Here is a 19,154-nt window from a genome sequence, read left to right on the forward strand (position 1 = left end):
TTAACCAGTGTGATTAAAGAAGGCGGCATTAGCCGCCTTCTTTGTAAATGATATAATGTCAGAACATAATGGCAGGCACTTTAAGCCGGTAATACAATTTTACTTGCATCAAGCACAATGCATCGTCCATGATGTTGCCCCTTTTTTTTATTATCCCTAAATAAGCCTATTTATCGTAAATGATTGGCAGCGCTTATTTGTTTGTAATGTGAGCAAAGAAAAACATGCAAGCTTCTGAGTTACAAAGTCGATTTGAACGCATTCGCGCTAATAAATGGTTTGAAGCCTTTGTGGTTAGCGTTATCGTCATCTCAGCGTTATTAGTTGGCGCCAAAACCTATGAACTGCCCGCCGGTTTTGGCAGTGTTACCCTGCTACTAGATTGGTTTATCAGCGCATTTTTCTTAACTGAAATTACTATTCGCTTTTTAGCCGAACGACGAAAACGAGATTTCTTTAAAAGCTTCTGGAATCTTTTCGATACCTTAATTGTCATCATTAGCCTTATTCCTGCTGATGATGCTGAACTTGCCTTGATTGCACGATTAGTTAGGGTATTTAGAGTGCTGCGGATGATTTCTATCATTCCAGAACTTCGCATACTGTTAGTATCGCTGGTAAAAGCATTACCTCAACTGGGCTACGTTATGTTGCTCATGTTTATCATTTTCTACATATACGCCGCGGTTGGCAGCACTTTGTTTGGCGATATCAACCCAACGCTTTGGGGCGACATCACTATTTCGTTGCTTACGCTGTTCAGGGTAATGACGTTCGAAGATTGGACCGATGTTATGTACGAAACCATGGAGGTTTATCCGCTAAGCTGGGTGTATTACTTAACCTTTATCTTCTTTACTGCGTTCGCCTTTTTGAACATGGTGATTGGTATTGTGGTAAACGTGATGGAGCGTGAGAACGAAAAAGCCAGGGAAGAAAAGGAAGCACTGCTAAGAGCAGAATTAGAAGCTGAAGGCCATTGTGAACCTACACTACAAGACGTAATGGCAGAGCTCACCGCTATTAAGGCCAAACTCGAACCAAGTTCGAAAAACAATAACCTGTAGTAATAATTAACAGCCAATAAAAAAGCGCCCAGGGAAGATATAACCTAGGCGCTTTTTTCGTTTTTATTAGCTTAGCTTTAGTTTGGCTATTAGCTTTTATGGTAACGAAAACCCTTTTATAACCCGAAGCGCGCTTTTAGCGTTTCTATACGCTTAAGTGATACTTCTTTTTCGAACGCTCTACTTGCTAGGCGGCGTTTAGCTAACGCACTTTTATCCATCTGCAATAACAGCTCTACGTGATTAAGATAAACCTCTTCGTTCGATATAGGCCGAGTTGCAATATCTGAATACAGCGTAAGGGCGGCTTCTTTATCACCTTTGGCAATCAGTATTTGTGCGAGCGTATCTACTGAATCTGCATTTTCAGGTTGTAAAGATACGGCCTTTCTCGCCATGGCTTCAGCTTTATCTAAGTTTCCATTTTGAAAACTTAAAAACGCTAAGTTATTCAACACCACAAAATTATCTGGGGTTTTAGTCAAAATAGTTTCGTAGGTTGCTATAGCTTTTTGCTTGTCGATACCAATTTGGCGTTCAGCTAATAGCATGGCACTGCGTACATCGTTTGGCGTGTTATCCACATGCTTTTCAAGAAATGAAAATGCTTCGGCTTGCTTACCTGTCATTTCATAAATGGCTACCATCAACAAGGCCATGTCTGAGTTAGGCGTAGCATCATAAGCCACCTCTGCATGTTCCAATGCTTGTTCTGGTTGTTTATCGATAACATATAGTCTTGCAAGAATACCGCGTACGAATGGCAGTGCTTGTACCTCATCAGAGGTATTATTGATAACCTCCCATGCCGGTTTACTTTGCCCCATCATGGCATGGAAATACGCTTTTAATAGACTAATCTGGGCATCCGGACGTTTCGCCAATACTTTTTCAGTAAGCGCTAAACCGTCGCGGTAGTTGTTCTGAGAATCTAGGATAAGCAGCATGCCCAATACCGCGTTTTTATCTTGGGGGTAAAACTCAACCCAACGTTCAAACAACGCTTTAGCTTTTCCAACTTCGTTTGCACGAATCAGCCCTTGGCCTTTTAAATTCCAAAACGCCATTGGGGTGCTTTCATCACCATCCACAGAGGCTAGCAAGCTATTGTTCTTGGCTACTTCACCCATTCTCGAATAAATACGCGCCAATAATAAACGCAAATCAATATTGTCTGATTGCTTTGTAAGTTGCTTCTCTAAGTAATCAACCACTACCGCATCATTTTTATCTCGTGCTTCTAGGGCATACCACATCGTTAACGCTTGCACGTCAGAAGCGTTGTCTTTTATATGAGACTTCACAAGCGTGATAGCATCTGCAAACTGCTTCTGGGCAATTAATAACTTAACTTTTGCATACGCGACTTCTTTTTCAACGCCGTCTAGTTTTTCGGCACTATTAAGTAACTCATCCGCGCTAGAAAACTCTTCTTGAACAATTGCAATGCTGGCTAGATAAACCAACGGCAAGGCGTTGTTTGGCGCTTGGTCACGCCATTCGTTGGCAGCAACTTTGGCTTTTTCAAGCTCCCCAGTAGCGATGTAAGCGCGCAGCAAAGTATTTTGAGAGGCTGTAGATTCTGGTGCTCGTTGAACCGCTTCTTCAATATTTACCAACCCGGTCACATCGTTTAATGAAAGTTGTAGCACGCCTAAACGGGCGAGGTCTTCTGGAGAGGTATCCACAACCGCTTCGGTTTTTTCAACCATTTGTTTAGCACCAAGCACGTTACCTTCACGAAGTAATTGATACCCCGCTTTTGAAAATAACGCTGCGTCTGTGGTCGTACCGCCTTCTACTCGGTTTAATACGGCAAGGGCTTCGTCATTTTCACCCAGTTGCAACATGCTGTCTGCCAGCATTCTTAAGCCTGGGTGATTTTCAGGTAACCGTGATGCCACCATAGTAAGGTGTCGTTGGGCCGCTTCAAAATCTTGAATTTGATATGCGCTGAAACCGGCAACCAATCGCACCACTTGATCGTTACGACCATTTTGCACTGCGGTTTCCAAATGCGCTAAGGCTTTTGCATGATTACCATTAGCTGATTCAATAATGCCTTTAAACGTATTAAGCAATGGATGGGCTTCATTCAGCGTTAATAGTTCATCCACCACTGGCTCAGCACGTGCTAAATCGCGTTGCTCTATTAGCAAAGCAGCGTAAGCGAATTTACTGGTCACGTCTTTAGGAAAGGCTTTAGTGTAATCTTCGTAAACATCAATGGCCTCTGTTTGCTTTTGTTCTAGCAGATAAAGGCGGGCAAGCTGTAGTAAAACATCTTTGTTGCTTGGTGCTTGCTCTCGTAGTGTTTCCGTGGCGATAAGTGCTTGTGCATAGTCTTCTACAAGCACAAATTGGTAACTTTCGATTAAGCCCTTATACACAGACTGGGTATCGAGGGTAAGCAAATCACCGAGTAGCGCTTCTGCCTCTGTCAGTTTTTCCAACTGCACTAAGGCTTGAAGTTTATAAAAACCCACTTCGGCAGATTCTACGGCGGTCATGCCCTCTGCGCGGTAATCAACTTCCCCTAATGCGTTTTCCGCTCCCGATTGTTGATAGGCCACAGAGAGTAAAGGAATGACATCACTGGCTGGGTGTCCTAGCTCTAACGCTTTATTTAATTCTTTTTCAGCTGACACATAATTATCATTTTGAAGGTATAATTTACCTAACTCAAAACGGGGTACCGCTGCATCAGGATCTACCTGAATGGCATTTTTGTATTCAACGATTGCAGCAGCATTATTTTGATTTTGTGCATAAGCACGAGCGTCCTCTAGGTGAGCATCTATCGACTTATCACCGCATCCACCTAACAGACTGCTCAAAAGCAGGACAGCAATGGTAGATCGCTTAAAAATCTGCTGTGGGTAATTCTTATTCATTGTCGTTCCTTTGCCCTACATCATTTGAATTTCGAGGTATACCCGAAGTTTACACTATCAATTGTGCATTTTTTCGTCATTATTGTGCAATTTCGTGGCAACCTGACCATTATTCGAATATAATAACGTTTTTTGCAATACCGCGAGCACACTCCGACGTTTGAAGGCGTCCTACAGTATGCCGCACCCTCCTTACTTAAAGCATCAGGACCCTTAATGACAACAACTGTCGACATGACATTTAAAGATCTAAAACTACCAGAACCTATCTTACAAGCCCTTGAAAAAGTTGGCTACGAGAAACCGTCACCTATTCAAGCCGAGAGTATTCCATTACTGCTTGAAGGTCACGACTTACTCGGTCAGGCCCAGACAGGGACAGGAAAAACCGCAGCGTTTGCCCTTCCAATGTTGGCAAATATCGATCCTGAGCAACGTAAGCCGCAATTACTGGTACTAGCACCTACTCGCGAATTAGCGATTCAGGTAGCAGAAGCGTTCCAAGTGTACGCTAGTTTCAGCCATAAAATTAAAGTACTGCCTGTTTACGGCGGTCAATCTTACGACAACCAAATTCGCCAGCTTAAGCGCGGCGTTCAAGTTGTAGTAGGAACACCAGGTCGTGTTATCGACCATATCAAACGCAAAACGTTGGATTTAAGTGAACTTAAATTCCTCGTACTTGATGAAGCCGACGAAATGCTACGCATGGGCTTTATTGATGACGTTGAGCTTATTTTGAGCCACGCGCCAGCTGAACGCCAAACGGCGTTGTTCTCGGCAACCATGCCAGGTCCAATCAAGAAGATTACTCAGCGTTATCTTAAAGATCCTAAGCACGTAAAAATTGCGTCTAAGGTAAGTACTGCAAGTACTATTCGTCAACGTTACTGCCAAGTAGCGCCTCATCATAAGCTTGAAGCACTTACACGTATCATGGAAGTAGAGCGTTTTGACGGCATGATTATTTTCGTGCGTACTAAGACAGCTACTGTTGAACTTGCTGATAAACTTTCTGCACGTGGATACGATGTTGAACCGCTAAATGGTGACATTCCTCAGAACGCTCGTGAGCGCACTGTTGATAAACTTAAGCAAGGTAACATCGATATTTTAGTGGCAACTGATGTTGTTGCACGTGGTCTTGATGTTGAACGTGTTAGCCACGTTATCAACTACGACGTACCTTACGATAGTGAATCTTATGTTCACCGTATTGGTCGTACAGGCCGTGCAGGTCGTACTGGTGATGCAATCCTTTTCATCTCGCATCGTGAAAAGCGTATGCTTTTCTCTATCGAGAAAACGACTAAGCAGCCAATTGAAGCTATGCCAATTCCTTCAATTAGTGAAATCAACGAAACGCGTTTAAGCCGTTTCAAGCAATCTGTTATTGAAGCTACGCAAGATGACAGCATTGAAACACTTATTCCATTAGTTGAGATGATTAAAGAAGAAGCTGAGGCTTCTCCTGAAGTGCTAATGGCAGCATTGCTTAAGATTGCACAAGGTGATGAGCCGCTTATCTTAAAAGAAAGCGACCGCCCTGACCTTCACAGCAAGCCACCTCGTGACAGCCGTGAACCTCGTGGAGACCGCAGAGATGGTGGCCGTGACGGTCGTGAACGTAAGCCTAGAGCACCTCGCACTGGTCGTAAGCCAGAAGCAGGTATGCAGCGCTTCCGTATCGACGTAGGTCATACACACGGTGCTAAGCCTGGTAATATCGTTGGCGCAATCGCAAACGAAGGTAACATGGATTCTAAGCACATTGGTGCTATCGAAATTTATGATAACTTCAGTACTGTTGATTTGCCGGAAGGCATGCCAAAAGAGACTAAAGACAAGCTTCAAGGTACTCGCGTAGCGGGTCAGCGTTTGTCTATTCGCGAATGGTCAGACACACCACCAGCAAAGCGTGAACGAGGCGACAACCGCGGTGAAAACCGTAGCCGTGATAATCGCGCACGTCGCAAGTCGTAAGAACGAAAAACAAGTAAATTTCACCTTTATATAACATTAGTGAATATAAAGGCTGATTTCGTTGTTTATAAATAAAAAGAATTAGCGCAAAATAGCGTTAGTTCTTTTTTTTTATGTGCCCCTTAATGGATTACTTTCCCCTATTTTTAGATGCTCGCTCTCTTCGCTGTTTAATTGTTGGCGCTGGAGAAGTCGCTGCCCGCAAACTTGAGCTCATCATGAAAACTCCTGCCACCATCACTGTGGTGGCGCCGTGGGCTTGCGACACCGTAAAACGTTTGGCTAAAAACGAGAAAGTAACGCTTATTGAACGGGAATTTATCGACAGCGATTTAACCGATAAAGACATGGTTTTTATCGCCACCGATAAATCTGAAACCAATCAAGCTATTCACGATTTAGCGCGCGAACAAAAAGTGCTCGTAAATGTGGTTGATAACACGCCACTTTGCCAATTCATCACCCCTTCTATTGTAGACCGTTCCCCTATCATAATTGCTATGAGCAGTGGCGGCGTAGCCCCCGTATTATTGCGCTATTTACGCCAAAAACTAGAAACCGTATTGCCCGCTAATTTAAGTAAACTAGGTGCCTTCTCTGAAAAATTCAGAGAAAAAGTAAAGCAATCTTTGAATGGTGTTACTGCTCGGCGATATTTCTGGGAAGACGTGTTAGACGGTGATATAGCTGAAATGGTTGAAAAAGGCCAAGACAGTAAAGCCGATGCGGCGTTTGAGACTGCGCTAACGGCAGCGGCTGAAAATAACCAAGTTCAAGGTCAAGTTTATTTAGTTGGCGCAGGCCCTGGCGATCCTGATTTATTAACCTTTCGCGCATTGCGCCTAATGCAAAAAGCCGATGTGGTGGTTTACGATAGATTGGTGTCGCCACAGATTTTAGAACTCGTTCGCCGCGATGCCGAAAAGATTTACGTTGGTAAAGCGAAGAGCAACCATAGCTTGCCGCAAGATGACATAAACCAGTTAATGGTTGATGAAGCGAAAAAAGGTAACCGAGTGGTGCGCTTAAAAGGCGGAGACCCGTTTATTTTTGGTCGTGGCGGCGAAGAAATTCAAACCCTTATTCAACATGGAATAGAGTTTCAAGTTGTACCAGGTATTACCGCAGCTAATGGCGCTTCAAGCTATGCAGGCATTCCTCTAACCCATAGAGATCATGCTCAATCTGTGGTGTTTGCTACAGGCCACTTAAAAGACGGTACGATTGATTTGAATTGGCAGTCGTTAGCGCATAAAAACCAAACCATCGTGTTTTATATGGGATTAACTGGCTTACCCATTATCTGTGAAAAACTGATTGAAAATGGCCTTACCCCAGATACGCCAATTGCCCTTATTCAGTCGGCTACCACTGAAAACCAAGTAGTGGTGACAGGCACGCTAAGCGATATTACGCAAAACCCTGCTACGTCAGAATTAAAACCACCAACGTTAATCATCGTAGGCACTGTGGTGAGTTTACATAAACAGCTGAATTGGTTTGGGGACTAAACCAGCTAGCTAGCCAAAGTAGCAATGAAACGTCTTAACGATTTTGTTGCAATTTGCTCATCCATACGCATACTGAAATAATCGGTTGACCACAAATTGGCATTAGCAAATTGGTAGTAGCATTAAGCTGTACGTTTCCAATAAAGACGCAAATAAATAATGCTAGTAAGCAAGCACAATTGCTGACTAGGACTGTTCTCACTTCATTTATATTGCCACTACTTTTCATTTTGCTTATGCTTTGTATTTACCCTATTAATACTTACGCGTCACAACTCTCTTTTCAGAAATCGGTTTCGCCTAGTGATATTCAATTTACGTATCGCTGGTTAGATGCTGACGGGGCCGAGCAAAACGTTGAATTTTCGTTGCCGAGCGAAGCATTACATGTAGCCCCTACCACACAGGCTAACTATAAACCTGACATAGCTCAGCGGTACGTGACTGTCTCATTGATGAAAGAGGCAAAAAAGATAAATCCCCGCGAGGCGATTGTTTCAGTAAAGCAAAAAAACGATGACATCACCATTAGTGTTAAATCGACCAAGCCCAACATGAGCGACCAGATACTTAGCCAATTAAAAGACGTGCAACGAACTGCCTATAACGACTACCTCGAAAAACACTACTACACTCGATTCACTACATTATTTAACGAGCAAGCGGTTAAACCCGACCATCTTCGCTATATTGCACAAACCTACGAAGCAATGCGACCTATCTCAGAAGCGTTTTACGACAAAATCGGTCGAGTGGAAAATAACCGTGCATACTTAACATTATTACTTGGATGGATACAAACTATCCCTTACGACACACTGGAAGACCGAGTGGCTAGTAATGGTTCGGGTTTCGCGCCACCTCTAGGGCTATTGACGCAAAATAGGGGAGACTGTGACAGCAAAGCTGTACTCACTGGCGCGTTAGTGCGCGCATTTCTGCCAACCGCTCATATAGTCATGATATTTTTACCTCACCATGCCTTGTTAGGTGTAGATATTAATGCCATCAACAGCGATGAAAAATTAGAGATTGAAGGTAAAACTTACGTGCTATTTGATCCAACAGGCCCCGCACTTATTCGCTTTGGTGATATTTCTGATGATACTAAACGCTATATATCCACCGGCCGCTATCAAGTTGAACATATTGACTAGTATCGGGTAAAAATCATCCTCATTAAATGCAAAAAGGCGCACTCTCGGTAGAATACAGAATGCTACTGTAACAAGACAGGCACCTTAAGAAATGGAAAAGTGGCATGCTTGACGACTCTGAACTAGGTTATTGATGCAGATAAATTTATCTGTTTTGGAGATTGTCATTAAATGTGGATGTGAGCGTAAGTCTAATTTTAACTTAACGGTATTTATTCCTTCACTCGCGTGAAGTGGCAATAGATCTAGCTGTTCAGGCGCAACGCTATCCCAGTAACCGCCTAGCACTTTGTCGCCCCTGAACCCGTTGCTGATATTGATTGTGGGCATACTGTTCAAGGTGTATCACTTTGCCAGCGGCATGTTTAAAGCAGGTTTCAAATTGCGTGGTTAAAATTAGCCATTGTTCGTGTTCAATATTGAGGCGCTCTAGGATGGTAGGCAGGCTGTGTTCGACTATCCCACGTTTGTTTGGGTGGATATACCGGCTAGTTATGTCGACAAGCTGAAGGTAATCTGGGAGGGTAAAAGGTAAACCCTGGAATATATTTTGTTTCGGGCTCCCCGCAAAAGGCATGAGTCGTTTGGGCGTTTTACCTACCCTGGCGGCGTTAATACGATATTGGATACTCGTATGAGCAGAGGTCTCTGGCGTTTTCGCTATCTTTGCCCGTACTGGGTTTAAATCGACATAGGCCATACAAGCTGCAAGGGCCGATTCATCTAATAGCGCTTGAGACTTAAATCGCCCCTCCCAAAAATGCCCGGTGCAGTCATCTTCTTTATTGGCAGCTCTGGCAATATACTCATTGAGAGCACGCATAAACCAACTGATATCAATCAGCCGCTTGCGCCAGACTACTGCTGTTTCCTCTACCGTTTTAATCTGTGTTTCGTGCAAGTCTTTACATAACTCTGGGGATAGGTAGCGCTGTGTGAGCAAGGTGCCTTTATACAACTTGTGCCAACGTTGAATTATTTCTTCTGTGGTAAATGCATCCGCCTTATCTTTAGCAACATGCAGCACCACGTGCGTATGATTGCTCATCACCGCATAGGCGCATACATCAATAGCAAACACTTCACTTAGGGTATGAATTCGGTCTTCCACCCATTGACGACGATGCTCAAAGCTTTTGCCGTCTTGTTCACCACATAAGAATGCGCGGCGTACACAGCGAGAAACGCAGTGATAATATGGCGTATCCAATAAACTAATTTGCGACTTTCTGGCTTTTGGCATCAGGACTTTCTAACGTTGGTTTACTCCTTTAACAGTGTGAATAACTAACCAAATTAAAGAAAGTGTACTGAGGTACAGTTTTGATACCGCGTGTTATGCCTGTCTCATTAATTACTTCTCATTAATTAATTGTGCCTGTCTTAATTAGTTATTATCTCAATTAAAAAGTGTGCAGCGAACAGCTTATACTGACTATCTTGATAAACACTATTACACCCGCTTCACCACGCTTTTTAACCAGCAAGCGGTAAAGCCTGATCACCTTCGTTATGTTGCACAAACTTTTGAATCACTTAGGCCTATCTCGGAAGCGTTTTACGACAAAGTAGATCGTATTGAAAATAACCGTGCTTACTTACAGTTGATGACTAGCTGGGTACAAAGTATTCCTTATGATTCGCTAGAAGACAGAGTCGCGAGTAATGGTTCTGGGTTTGCGCCTCCACTAGGGTTACTTATGCAAAATAGAGGGGACTGCGACAGTAAGGCGGTTCTAACTGGCGCGCTGGTACGTGCCTTTCTTCCTTCCACCAGAATCATTATGGTTTTTCTTCCCCATCATGCGTTATTAGGGGGAGCTATAAATGCCGTTCCTGAAGACGAGAAATTAGAGGTTGAGGGTGAGACTTATGTACTGTTTGACCCAACAGGCCCAGCCCTTATCCCCTTTGGCGATATTTCAGATGACACGAAACGCTACATCTCTACCGGCCGTTATCAAGTGGAACATATTGACTAAAACGACAAGGGGCAGCAAAGTGTTGTGTATCAAGGCCGCTGGAAACTGCTAATAGAGCCCGGTTGGTATTTACAAACGCTAGAAGCGCTGGGTATTGCATACGAGCTATACGATTTAGATGCCGATCCTGCAGAAACGACTAATTTAGCGAAGTCACACCCGAAACTCGTCAAGAAGCTGGTAGCAATGAGCGAGCGGTGGAAAGCTGAAAACAGCATTGTCGATTATTCGAAAATTATTACCCTTAAACCCAAGGATCCGTATTAGTCCTTACTCACTTTCATTATCCATTTACATACTATTTTAAGCGGTGCCGAGTATACAATGCTCGGCGCTTTTTCCCATCTACTAGCAAGCTTACTGATTTAATAAGCAAGCCTGCTCTTGTCAATACGCCCACCTAAGAAATAGTAGTGGAGTGGCATATCACTGTTCAGAATCAAATGTATGCCTAAGGTTAACAATTGCCATCACACGACGTAATTACAGAGCTTTATACCTTTGAAGCGCCCTTAAACGGCGAGATTAAAACTGAAAATGTTTCGGCCAATATACAAAGCTCACCATCCGGGTCTGGAAGTGCACTACGATTAAACTTTAAAGGCGATGTGGCCGAAGCCTCGGTTAAGCTGATTCCAGAGAAAAACTGGGATTGGAGCAAACATGAAGAAATTAATTTAGCGTTTGATGCGATAAACACAGAAGATGAGTCTATACAGCTTTATATTGGGGTAAAAGCCGAAAACGGTGATGAAGCTAGTCACAGCGTGATTATTCCCGCGCATTCAGAATCTACTTACTATTTCGTACTAAAAGGCAAGGTGCTAGATACCGACCTAGGCTACAAACGCTCGCGCATGGAAGCGTGGCAGAGCGACGAACAAATGGCGCATTTTCGAATAGGTACTATCACACCTGACTTAAGTTCGGTGAAAGAACTGCGCCTATTCACCCGAGATAATATGGTTAGCAAACAGCTTCTTGTGGATAACATCAGATTACGAGAGAACCCTGAATACACTAACGATTATCGGAAAAATATTGTCGATAAATTTGGCCAAAGTGCTAAACACGACTTTCCCCTAAAGGTTCACTCTGAAGCTGAGTTAAAAGAGAAAGCGAATGCCGAGTTAAGCCGGCTTAACGCGTCAAGCCCCCTGCCCGACCGTTCAAGATTTGGTGGCTGGAAGGATGGCCCTAAATTAGAAGCCACTGGGTATTTTCGCACCCATGAAATGAAGGGTAAATGGTGGTTAGTCGATCCAGATGGCTACCTGTTCTTTTCTAACGGATTGTCAAACGTTCGTATGGCCAATCTAACCACGCTTACTGGCATAGATTTTAAAGATGAATCGGTACGCTATGTTGACCCTGAAGCCGTTACCCCAGAAGACTCTATGGGTATTGTAGAAGTTTCAGATGAGGTAAGGGACACCCGTTTTGTGGCATCTGATGTACGCCATGATATGTTTGAATGGCTTCCGAACTATGATGATGAACTTGCCGATCACTATAGTTATCGGCGCTCAGTACATCACGGGCCATTAACCTCAGGAGAAACTTTTAGTTTTTACCGGGCTAACTTAGAGCGCAGATACGGCGAACCGAGCCCGAAGGCATACGAAGAAAAGTGGCAACAAGTTACCCTAGACCGATTCCAAGATTGGGGGTTCACCTCAATGGGCAACTGGGTAGACCCTGCTTTTTACCCCAATCAGCAAGTACCCTATTTCGCAAATGGCTGGATAATTGGCGACTTTAAAACCTTAAGCTCTAAACATGATGTATGGGGCTCTATGCCAGATTCATTTGATCCTGAGTTTGTGCGCAGAGCAAATGTGACAATTACTCAAATTGCTGATGAAATTCAGTCATCGCCGTGGTGTATTGGTGTATTTGTTGACAATGAGAAAAGCTGGGGTCGTACAGAGGGAAGCCTTGAACATCGTTATGGGCTTATCTTGGATGCACTTTCTAAACCTATTGAAACAAGCCCCGCGAAAGCCGCATTTGTTAAAGCGTTAAAGCAAAAGTATGCTTCAATAAGTGAATTAAATAACGGTTGGCAAACCTCATTTACGAATTGGCAAGACCTGGATAATAGCTGGCAACCAGAGCACGACACTTCATCGCTTGAGCAGGATTTGTCGATGATGCTCGAAATGCTATCCGACCAATATTTTAAGTTTGTACATAGCGCACTTGAAAAGGCTTTACCTAATCATTTGTACATGGGCGCGCGTATGGCAAGCTGGGGCATGCCTGATGAAACCATTACTGCGGCAGTACGTTATAGCGATGTTTTAAGTTTCAATATTTACAAAGAGGGTGTACAACCTTCTCAATGGAGCTTTATAAAAGACATAGACTTACCCAGCATTATTGGTGAATTCCATATTGGAACGAATACTGATTCGGGTTTATATCACCCAGGCTTAGTTGCCGCGGCAGATCAAAAAGATAGAGCAAAAATGTATCAGCAATATATGCAATCTGTAGCAGACCACCCTAACATGGTGGGCGCACATTGGTTCCAATATGTCGACTCACCGATTACTGGCAGGGCTTTCGATGGCGAAAACTATAACGTAGGCTTTGTTTCGGTAACCGATATACCTTATAAAGAATTGGTGGACAGTGCCAGGGAATTTAATAGAACCCTATATCCAGAAAGATTCAACCAAGAGTAAAGTACCTTTTACCTGGTAAGAGAATATACGGCAAACGACATATTTCGTTTGCCGTTTTTATTTGGCTTTCTGAAAATACATTAACGCTTTAGCATCATTCATTTTCTGGGCAAAATTAACCCCTAATTGCCGTAATTGCGGATGGTAGTGATAGCGGCCTAACGCTAGTTTTAGCTCACGCAGCGCTTTGTCGGTTTGCCCCACACCGTCTAAAACTAAAAAGTAGACGTATACATATTGCACGTTGTCAGGCGCCAATTTAACGGCTCGCCTAAATGCTTCAATAGAATCTGGTTTTCTCTGTGCACGAATTAGATACATACCATGTGCATAGTGCATAACAGCTGATGTAGGGTTAGCTTTTAGCCCTGCATTTAGCGTCATCCTTTCATTTTCAACCTGCCCTGCTTGGCGATATACATCGGCTAAGTTAACGTAATTAGGTGCAAAGAAAGGGTCTACGTCGATGCCATGTTGCAAGCTATTCAGCGCCTCTTTTGTACGACCTAATTGTAAGTAAACCATACTTTGGTTAAGCGCCGATTCTCCGCGCCACATGGACACTTCGTTAAACTTCAACAAGAGTTCCAACGCAGGCTTAAAGGCAGCATTGTTATTCAAACCAGCATCTAATAAGTGGTTGGCAGCCCTAAGACGTACCGCCTTAAAACGGTCTTCTAGTAGTGTTTGATAAGATTTCAGCCGCTCCGGAACAGACAGCATATTTCCAATACCAGCTACCGCCAAGCGAATAAGATCGTGCTCTGATTGCACCCAGCCTTTTACATCGTTATCGGAAAGTTGAGCAACACTATTGGGTAACATGGCTATTGCGCTGGCTCGCACAATAACACTAAGTTCCGTATTGTTGATGAGTGCAAAATGACGGGCAACCGGTAAGGTACCGTTATGCATAAGGGCTAGGAAATCATCTTGTGAGGTATCAGGTAACGCATCGCCTTGGCGCCATTGATTAATAATATCGGCAGCCCAGTTGGAAGATTGCATTTCATGACAACCAGTACACACATTAGGCGTGTCATACTTCGCGCTTAAATCAGGCCTTGGCACCTTAAAACTGTGATCTCTGCGGGCATCAACGCCCATGTAAGTTGTTTCGGGCATATGGCAACTTACACACTGCCCAGCCGTTGAACTAACATCATGGCGAAGGTGAGATTGTTGCTGGTAAACCTCGTTACTGTGGCATTGCAAACATAACCCATTGCCCTGTACTTTTATTTTCATCGTATGTTTGTCGTGGCAGTCCAGGCAATTCACACCAGCGGCATACATTTTACTTTGTAAGAACGAGCCATAGACATACACCTCTTCTTTAATCTGGCCATCAGCATGGTACATCGGCGGCGCTAACAGCGAGGGAACAAACTGGTCTAAAAAGGCTGCATTCGGATCTATCCCGTCGGTAATAGGGGAGCGTAGAGAATGGCAAGCAAAGCACGTTTCCATGAACTGGTTATCTCTGGACTCTCCATGCCAAGAGGCAATCTTTGCTCCATCGTCTAAAAGCCACCGGCCTATGGCTTTTTGCTCGTCAGAAGAAAGAGCTAATTTGCCGTGCGACGACTGCCCAGTTAACTGCGACGCTGAAGAGGCGGTGTCGGCGTGATGAGTCATTTCGCCGTGGCAAGACTGACAGCCTACGTTAATATTGTCCCAGGTAGTGTCGAACTGCTTCGTTTCAACAGAATAATTACGGGTTAAGCCGTCTGAATGACAATCTGCGCACATACCGTTCCAGTTTTGCAACGGTTGACGCCAATGCAAGCGGTCAGCAGGTTGAATATCTTCCTGAGAATACATAGGGTACCACCGTTGCCCCCCTTCTTCTTTAGACCGAGCATCCCACGCGAACGGGAACACTTGTAGCTTTCCCGCACTACCTTCAATCAAATATTGTTGTAGCGGATAGTGCCCAAAAGTGTACTTTACTTGGTAATCAGTAGTACTGTCGGCCTCTGTGAAGTTAATCCAAAAATCTTGCCCTTTCTGATAAAACCGAGCCTGTTGGGTATAGTGCGCGACTGCTGTACCCGAAAAATCACCCAGCACCGTGTTTGCCGCTACCACATCCATCGCTTTTGCATGATCAGATTGCTGCCAGTTAGAGACCGCTTGTTGGTGACAACTAACACAGTTCGTATTTGCCTTTACTGTAAAGGAAAAAAACAAAAGTAGACTCGCCATAAATAGGCAGGTAAAGGTTAAATACTTCATTAATGCTCAACGGTCATTACAGTGATAATAAATTCAAATAGCGCAGCGTTCTAAGCATACGATGGTGTAAAGAGGAATGCTCGCCCTCATTTACTCTGATACCAATTTCCACGTTCTTACCCAGTCAACTTTCATGGTATTACGGCTATCGTCCAGTAACTCCTCTTTTTCTGGTAACCCACAAACCCACGGGCTATCTTGAGTCCAAAGATCCCAAATTAACTCTTGCTCAAGGGTAAACGGTTGACGAGAAACGACGCTACCGGCGGGTTCACCATTAAGATAAAACTGTACAGTGTGGGCATCTTTCCACCATGCCCCGAATACATGATAGTCTTCGTTCCATGCAACGTCTTTGCGGGTATTCCCTTTAGATAGTTTTTTAGTGCTCCAAGGGCCTTTTTTGCGTTCTGTGTTGCCCTCTTTAACGATAAAATACTGGGAATTCATTTGCCATGGATATTCAGTATTTTCACCACACGCAGGTTTAGAGTTTATTTCAATAATATCAATTTCATCTCGATCATTTGCATCGCCATTATTTAACCAGAAGGTGTTGTAAGCGGGTAGATGTGCTACTTTCAAGCGTGTTTCTGTGTACATGGGAAAGCTAATTCTTGCTTTAGAATGCACCCGAGAAGTTTTAAACCAACTATCGTCAGAAGACGCATCCAAAGTCGCTTTTATCCAAAGATACCCGTCCTTCACCCCCGAATTTGTATCAACCATATTTACCGGGGTGTCAGAATAATATTTACAGCGCCAACTTCGCCTTAGGCAATGGGGCTATGGATATTAGTGAGCTTGAATACGGATTCATTGATGGCGGAGTAGGATTTGAATATTTACCTGTTTTTAGTGCGAACGAGTTTCTTGATTTAGTTCGCGAACAATCCCTATACAACGAAGCCAATGTGACAAAAGATGGGATAACTGAAGAAACAACTTCGGCATACCTTTCTTTTGATTTTGTTACAGATTTCAACAATATGCCTATTAATGCCAATTTTGGCGTAAGGTACGAAGAGACTGACGTTGAATCCTACTCTATCCAACGCCCTGTGATAGGCTTCAATTGGATAACACCGATACAGCTTGATAAACTCTTCGCCGAGGAAGAAGTCACTGAAATACTCGAAGGCGATTATGAACAGTTTTTACCTAATTTAGACATAAGCTTGGAAATTACTGATGACTTGGTAACAAGGTTTTCTTACAGTAAAACAATAGCTAGAAGTAGCATTGGCGCTATGTTCCCCGCTACCAGCTTAAATCTACATCGCGCCGGCGGCCCTTTTAGAGCTTCTCAAGGTAACCCTAATTTACTTCCGTTTGAATCTCAGAACATCGATTTATCGCTAGAGTATTACTATGACGATGGTAGCTATATTTCCTTAGGCCACTTCCGAAAGCAAGTTGATAACTTTATTTCAACAGGTCAAATAGAGAGCGAGTTAATAGGTCCTAATGGCCCACTAACAGACCCCAGCATTAACCCTAGAGGAAATTGTCCAGACGGCTCGGTAACAAATCCAGTCGCTGACTGCCTATCGCAACCAGGCGACCCTATCATCGAATGGGAAATTACCACACCGCAAAACCTAGACGCCACCCGCGTGTACGGCTGGGAATTCAACGTTCAACATCTGTTTGGCGAAACTGGGTTTGGCACTATTGTCAATTACACCATGGTGAACAGTGCTGATGAATACGATGTGTACTCGCTAGAAAATGATTTTGCATTAACAGGTTTAAGCGACTCGGCCAACCTAGTCGTTTTTTATGAAAAAGATGAGTATCAAGTTAGGGCAGCATATAACTGGCGCGATGAGTTTTTACTTTCAGGCGGTTTAGAGCCTACCTTTACCGAGTCGTACAGCCAACTTGATATCTCTGCTAGCTATGAAATAAATGATCATATTTCTGTATTCCTCGACGGTATCAACATTACGGATGAAAGCACCCGACGCCATGGTCGTTTCAGCAATCAACTTATTGATTATGAAACATACGGGCCGCGCTACAATGTCGGCTTCAGAGGGAAGTTTTAAAACGGTACCCATAACGTTAAAAGCTGGTTTGCCTTGGGGGAATTTCCCTCCAAGGCACACCATTAGTAACACATTATAAATTCTCTTCCGCAAAGCTGGCTAAGCGGCTTCGTACTACACCATCTAAGTTTAAGGTTGCACTGCCCGAGAAGTCTTTAAACTTCTCTACTAAGTAGGTTAGTCCTGAAGTCACAGCGCTTAAGTAATTACTGTCTATTTGGGCCAAGTTTCCGCCCACAATAATCTTAGTACCTTCACCGCATCGGGTGATGATGGTTTTAAGCTGTGATGCCGTTAAATTCTGCGATTCATCTAAAATAACAATAGAGTTTTGAATGCTTCGCCCCCGCATAAAGTTAACCGACTTATACTGAATGTTGGCTTTTTCCATGATGTAGTTCATAGAGCCTTTCACGTTTTCATCGTGTTTATGCAGCACTTCTAACGAATCAGTAATGGCTGCTAACCATGGCAACATTTTCTCTTCTTCGGTTCCCGGTAAGAAACCAATCGACTCCGCTATTTCTGGGGTGCTACGTGTTACGATTATCTTATCGTACATGTTGCGCTCTACCACCATTTCAAGGGCGGCGGCTAGGGCCAATAGGGTTTTACCGCTACCGGCAGGGCCGGTAAGGATCACTAAGTCGATGTGTGGGTCAAGTAACGCATGAAGCGCCATGGCTTGGCCAATATTCTTTGGCGTGATTCCCCACGCATGACGGCCCATTAAGCGCTCATAGCCTAAATCAAGCACCTCAAGAGAGTCGCCGTTAATAGCTTCAACCAGTCCAGCAAAGTCGTTGCTTTCATCGAGTAAAAACTCGTTTATATAAGCTTCTGGCAGCATCGCTTTGGGAATGGTATGAATGGTATCGCGACCTTCGGTGCGACTGTCTACGCTTTTCACCTTGTCCCAGAAGTTCCCCTCAAAGCGATGGAACCCCCGAGAGAGATATTTAATATCACTAATAAGTTGGTCGGTGCGATAATCTTCAACATGCGCAAGACCTGCGCCTTTCGCTTTAAGACGCATGTTGAGGTCTTTAGTGACTAACACCACTTGTTGCGGTGCATTCGCTTTTTGTAAATGCAAGGCCACATTAATGATGCGGTTGTCGTTCTCATTACTGGTGAACACTTGCTGGGATTGGGCCATGCTCAAATCAGTATAAATTGACAAAGATCCCGTCGGCGCTGTTTCGCCTGCGCCCATTCCAACCATAGACACACCGGCCACCATATTTTCAGGTGACGCATCGTGCAGTAAGTCTTCCATTGCACGAATAGATACTCGCGCATCTCGGGCAACGTCTTTCTTACTGTCTTTGATGTAATCTAGCTCTTCAAGCACGGTCATTGGTACAACAACATCGTGTTCTTTAAAGGAGAGAAATGCGTGAGGTTCGTGCAGCAGAATATTGGTATCGAGGACGTATATTTTTGTATCAGTGGAATTTTTTCTTGGCATCCTTTACTCCGGTAAATAAGGCCAGGCACACACAACAAATTAGCGTGCTAGGAACAGTTCCGCTGAAGGAGAAGAAGTTGTCGCTCGAACAGGACTTCCACTCCTTGTCG

13 protein-coding genes are annotated in these 19,154 nt (G+C 43.8%); 8 read left to right on the forward strand and 5 right to left on the reverse strand.

The window, feature by feature from the left end:
- The first annotated feature begins 224 nt into the window (after window positions 1-224).
- Complete coding sequence (locus JKP82_RS17950) at window positions 225-1,067, forward strand: ion transporter (RefSeq protein ID WP_159528606.1); 843 nt, start codon at window positions 225-227, stop codon at window positions 1,065-1,067.
- Window positions 1,068-1,183: 116 nt separating this feature from the next.
- On the opposite strand, the gene prsT is transcribed toward JKP82_RS17950, so the two are convergent.
- Window positions 1,184-3,961, reverse strand: coding sequence for an XrtA/PEP-CTERM system TPR-repeat protein PrsT (prsT, locus tag JKP82_RS17955; RefSeq protein ID WP_218398095.1), 2,778 nt, complete (start codon window positions 3,959-3,961; stop codon window positions 1,184-1,186).
- 216 nt (window positions 3,962-4,177) lie between these two features.
- Here prsT and JKP82_RS17960 point away from each other — a divergent pair, with 216 nt between their 5' ends.
- The 3 genes from JKP82_RS17960 to JKP82_RS17970 all read left to right on the forward strand — a co-directional run bounded on the left by JKP82_RS17960 (window position 4,178) and on the right by JKP82_RS17970 (window position 8,612).
- On the forward strand, window positions 4,178-5,944 hold the full coding sequence (locus JKP82_RS17960) for a DEAD/DEAH box helicase (RefSeq protein WP_126873180.1): 1,767 nt from the start codon (window positions 4,178-4,180) through the stop codon (window positions 5,942-5,944).
- Between the two features lie 125 nt (window positions 5,945-6,069).
- Entirely contained in the window at window positions 6,070-7,455 is a 1,386-nt protein-coding gene (gene cysG, locus JKP82_RS17965) for a siroheme synthase CysG (RefSeq protein ID WP_218398096.1), read from the forward strand.
- A gap of 179 nt (window positions 7,456-7,634) precedes the next feature.
- A complete protein-coding gene (locus JKP82_RS17970) occupies window positions 7,635-8,612 on the forward strand; it encodes a hypothetical protein (RefSeq protein ID WP_258544429.1) in 978 nt (325 codons plus the stop codon).
- A gap of 265 nt (window positions 8,613-8,877) precedes the next feature.
- Here the strand turns inward: JKP82_RS17970 and JKP82_RS17975 are convergent, their stop codons facing one another.
- Complete coding sequence (locus JKP82_RS17975; protein WP_218398098.1) at window positions 8,878-9,855, reverse strand: transposase; 978 nt, start codon at window positions 9,853-9,855, stop codon at window positions 8,878-8,880.
- Window positions 9,856-10,024: 169 nt separating this feature from the next.
- Here JKP82_RS17975 and JKP82_RS17980 point away from each other — a divergent pair, with 169 nt between their 5' ends.
- From JKP82_RS17980 to JKP82_RS17990, 3 genes are all read left to right on the forward strand, one after another.
- On the forward strand, window positions 10,025-10,594 hold the full coding sequence (locus tag JKP82_RS17980; RefSeq protein ID WP_218398100.1) for a hypothetical protein: 570 nt from the start codon (window positions 10,025-10,027) through the stop codon (window positions 10,592-10,594).
- A gap of 24 nt (window positions 10,595-10,618) precedes the next feature.
- Window positions 10,619-10,861, forward strand: coding sequence for a hypothetical protein (locus JKP82_RS17985; RefSeq protein WP_218398102.1), 243 nt, complete (start codon window positions 10,619-10,621; stop codon window positions 10,859-10,861).
- Window positions 10,862-11,058: 197 nt separating this feature from the next.
- Window positions 11,059-13,284 carry an agarase gene (locus tag JKP82_RS17990; RefSeq protein WP_218398104.1) on the forward strand — a complete coding sequence of 742 codons (2,226 nt, stop codon included), beginning with the start codon at window positions 11,059-11,061 and terminating at the stop codon, window positions 13,282-13,284.
- A 57-nt stretch (window positions 13,285-13,341) separates the two neighbouring features.
- Here JKP82_RS17990 and JKP82_RS17995 read toward each other — a convergent pair whose 3' ends face one another.
- Both JKP82_RS17995 and JKP82_RS18000 read right to left on the reverse strand, forming a co-directional pair.
- Window positions 13,342-15,522 (reverse strand): multiheme c-type cytochrome, encoded by a 2,181-nt coding sequence (locus JKP82_RS17995; RefSeq protein WP_246604484.1) that lies wholly within the window; start codon window positions 15,520-15,522, stop codon window positions 13,342-13,344.
- A gap of 90 nt (window positions 15,523-15,612) precedes the next feature.
- A complete protein-coding gene (locus JKP82_RS18000; protein WP_218398106.1) occupies window positions 15,613-16,251 on the reverse strand; it encodes a LamG domain-containing protein in 639 nt (212 codons plus the stop codon).
- A gap of 59 nt (window positions 16,252-16,310) precedes the next feature.
- Between JKP82_RS18000 and JKP82_RS18005 the strand changes: the two genes are divergently transcribed.
- On the forward strand, window positions 16,311-17,573 hold the full coding sequence (locus JKP82_RS18005; RefSeq protein ID WP_218398108.1) for a TonB-dependent receptor domain-containing protein: 1,263 nt from the start codon (window positions 16,311-16,313) through the stop codon (window positions 17,571-17,573).
- Window positions 17,574-17,646: 73 nt separating this feature from the next.
- Here the strand turns inward: JKP82_RS18005 and JKP82_RS18010 are convergent, their stop codons facing one another.
- Window positions 17,647-19,044, reverse strand: coding sequence for a PhoH family protein (locus JKP82_RS18010; protein ID WP_159528594.1), 1,398 nt, complete (start codon window positions 19,042-19,044; stop codon window positions 17,647-17,649).
- Between the last annotated feature and the right edge of the window lie 110 nt (window positions 19,045-19,154).

Origin of the sequence: Alteromonas lipotrueae (assembly GCF_019249215.1) — a bacterium.
GTDB lineage: Bacteria > Pseudomonadota > Gammaproteobacteria > Enterobacterales > Alteromonadaceae > Alteromonas > Alteromonas lipotrueae.